This is a genomic window from Streptomyces sp. NPDC049577, from assembly GCF_040675635.1.
Lineage (GTDB): Bacteria > Actinomycetota > Actinomycetes > Streptomycetales > Streptomycetaceae > Streptomyces.
Map to the genome: position 1 here is coordinate 1 of NZ_JBFAPH010000517.1, position 2,776 is coordinate 2,776.

Annotated in this window: 3 protein-coding genes; 2 read left to right on the forward strand and 1 reads right to left on the reverse strand. The window is 77.1% G+C overall.

Features of this window, described 5'->3' with window-relative positions; translation table 11 throughout:
- Positions 1-589, reverse strand: a 589-nt coding sequence (locus tag AB0K09_RS31990; protein WP_366068896.1) for an ABC transporter permease, incomplete at its 3' end; no start/stop codon positions are given.
- A 154-nt stretch (positions 590-743) separates the two neighbouring features.
- Here AB0K09_RS31990 and AB0K09_RS31995 point away from each other — a divergent pair.
- Together AB0K09_RS31995 and AB0K09_RS32000 are read left to right on the forward strand one after the other, a co-directional pair.
- On the forward strand, positions 744-1,994 hold the full coding sequence (locus AB0K09_RS31995; protein ID WP_366068897.1) for a sensor histidine kinase: 1,251 nt from the start codon (positions 744-746) through the stop codon (positions 1,992-1,994).
- On the forward strand, positions 1,991-2,632 hold the full coding sequence (locus AB0K09_RS32000; protein ID WP_366068898.1) for a response regulator transcription factor: 642 nt from the start codon (positions 1,991-1,993) through the stop codon (positions 2,630-2,632). Before AB0K09_RS31995 ends, AB0K09_RS32000 begins: the two co-directional genes overlap by 4 nt.
- The last annotated feature ends 144 nt before the right edge of the window (positions 2,633-2,776 follow it).

The window sequence follows — 2,776 nt, forward strand, 5'->3', positions numbered from 1 at the left end:
CGGCCAGGGCGGAGGGGCCGGGCTGGTGGCTGACCCGCGCCCAGGTGGGGAGCGTGGTCCACACGCTGGGCGCGTGCCCGTAGCCGCGGTCGGCGGTCACTCCCGAGACGGTCAGCGCGAGGGTGCCCAGGGTGACCCGGTCGCCGGGGCGCACGCGGTTCTCGCGGGCGATCCGCTCGCCGACCGCCACCTGCCCGTCCCCGGGCGCGGAGCCGGACAGCAGCGCGGGGCGCAGCCGGTCCGCCGTGCCGAGCACGCTCACCAACACCGCGCGATCGCCGGCCGTCAGCCGGGTCATCGCCACCCCCAGCGGCTCGGCGGACGTGACGCCCGGCGCCGCGCGCCAGGCGGCGATCTGCCGCTCGTCCAGGACGCTGTTGCCGAACGACACCTCCGGCTTCGCCCCGGGTGGGGCGCCGAAGACGATCCGGTCGGCGGGCAGCCCGGAGACCGCCGACGACGCCTCCCGGGCGAGGCCGCCCGTCAGGCCGTACAGAAAGACCACCAGCGTGGTGATGAGCATGACCACCGTGCCCATGAGGGCGAAGCGCCCCCGGGCGAAACGGATGTCACGGAGTGCGACGAACAAGGAGGACCTTCCCGGCTCCCGGCGGACAGTGGGCCTCCACCCTTCCCCGCGGCCGCCCCCGCCGGTATCGGGGCAAGGAGGCAACCGGAAATCAATCGAACGGTTGATGGCTCGCCGGACGGGTGCCCCGCGGTCCGCCCTTACGCTCGATGGAATGAACGACTCCGTGCCCGCCGCGCCGCCGGCCGCCTCCTCGCTGCGGCTGGTGCGGTACGCGCTGCACGGCGCCTTCTACGCGCTGCTGGCCGTCGCGCTCGCGCCCGCCGTGCTCGGCCCGGACGGCCGCGCCGCGCTGCTGCCGGGCACGCTGCTCGGCCTGGCCTACGGCGCGGGCGCGCTGCGGGCCCGGCGGGCCGCCCGCGCCCGTACCGGCCTGTGGCTGGCCGTCCTCACCGCGCTCTGGCTCGCGGGCCTGCTGCTCGACCGGGGCTTCAGCTACGTCGCCTTCCCGCTCTTCTTCCTCCACCTCCACCTGCTGCCGGTGCGCCGGTCCCTGCCGGCCGTCGCCGCGATCACCGGCGCCGTCGTGGCCGCCCAGGCCGCCGGGCCCGGCGGCCTCACCGCCGCCAAGGTCATCGGCCCGGTGGCCGGGGCGGCCGTCGCGATCCTCACCGCGTACGGCTACGCGGCGCTCTACCGGGAGAGCAGCCGGCGCCAGCGCCTGATCGACGACCTGGTCCGCACCCGTGACGAGCTCGCCGCCGCCCAGCGCGAGGCCGGCCGGCTCGCCGAGCGGCAGCGGCTGGCCCGCGAGATCCACGACACCCTCGCCCAGGGGCTGTCCAGCATCGTGCTGCTCGCCCGCGCCGCCGAGACGGCCGACCCGGACGCCCCCGAGGCCGTACGGGCGCGGGTGCGAGAGATCGGCCGCACCGCCTCCGACAACCTCGCCGAGGCCCGCCGCTTCGTCCACGCCCTCACCCCGCCCGCCCTCGACGACGCGCCCCTGCCCGAGGCGCTGCGCCGCGTCACCGCCCGGACCGTCCCCGGCGCCGCCTTCCGCCTCGACGGCGACCCCTGCCCGCTCCCGGTGGACACCGAGGTGGCCCTGCTGCGGCTGACCCAGGAGGCCCTGGCCAACGTCGCCCGCCACGCCCGCGCCGAGCACGCCGCCGTCACCCTCACCTACCTCGGCGACCAGGTCGCCCTCGACGTCTACGACGACGGCGTGGGCTTCGCCCCCGCCGCCGGCTCCGCGTCCGCCGCCGCCGGCCGCCGTACGTTCGGCCTGCACGGCATGCGCGAGCGCATCGCGGATCTGGGCGGCACGCTCACCGTCGAATCGGCCCCGGGGGAGGGCACGGCGGTCGCGGCGGTGATCCCGCTCGGGGCCGCCGGCGCCCGGGGCGGCGATCCGCGGCCCCGCGCGTCCGCCTCGCCGCAGGCGGAAGGGGTGCACCCGTGAGCGGGGCCGTCCGGGTGCTGCTCGTCGACGACCACCCCGTCGTGCGCCGCGGGCTGCGGGCCATGGTCGACGAACTGCCGAACGTGGAGGCCGCCGGGGAGGCCGCCGACGGGGCCGAGGCCCTGCGCGTGCTCGGCTCCGGCGTGCGCGTCGACGTGGTGCTCATGGATCTCCAGATGGGCGCGGGCATGCACGGCGTCGAGGCCACCCGGCACATCACGGCCCTGCCGGATCCGCCCGCCGTGCTGATCCTCACCACCTACAGCACCGACGCCGACATCCTCGCCGCCGTCGAGGCCGGGGCGACCGGGTACCTGCTCAAGGACGCCCCGCCGGAGGAGCTGGCCGCCGCCGTCCGGGCCGCCGCACGCGGCGAGACGGTGCTGGCCCCGCCCGTCGCCGCACGGCTGCTCGGACGGGTGCGCGCGGGCGGCCGGCCCGTGCTCTCGCCCCGCGAGACCGAGATCCTCGGGCTCGTCGCCGAGGGGCTGGGCAACCGGCAGATCTCCCGCCGGCTCTTCATCAGCGAGGCCACGGTCAAGACGCACCTCGTGCACATCTACGGAAAGCTCGGCGTCGACAGCCGCACCGCGGCCGTCGCCGCGGGCCTGGCGGCGGGCATCGTCCGCCCGGTATGACGCCGGTATGACGCCGGTGTGACGGGGGCCGCACTGGCCGCGCGCTGCGGATGCGACAATTCCCCGTAGCCACAGCACCGAGTGGCCGCAGCACCGACCCCCAGGGAGCACCGCACATGGCACCGGCCGTCCCCGCGACGATGG

What these genes read in the sequence shown, in the direction of transcription:
- AB0K09_RS31995 (WP_366068897.1), top strand. Translation starts at nt 744, where the DNA reads ATGAACGACTCCGTGCCCGCCGCGCCGCCGGCCGCCTCCTCGCTGCGG.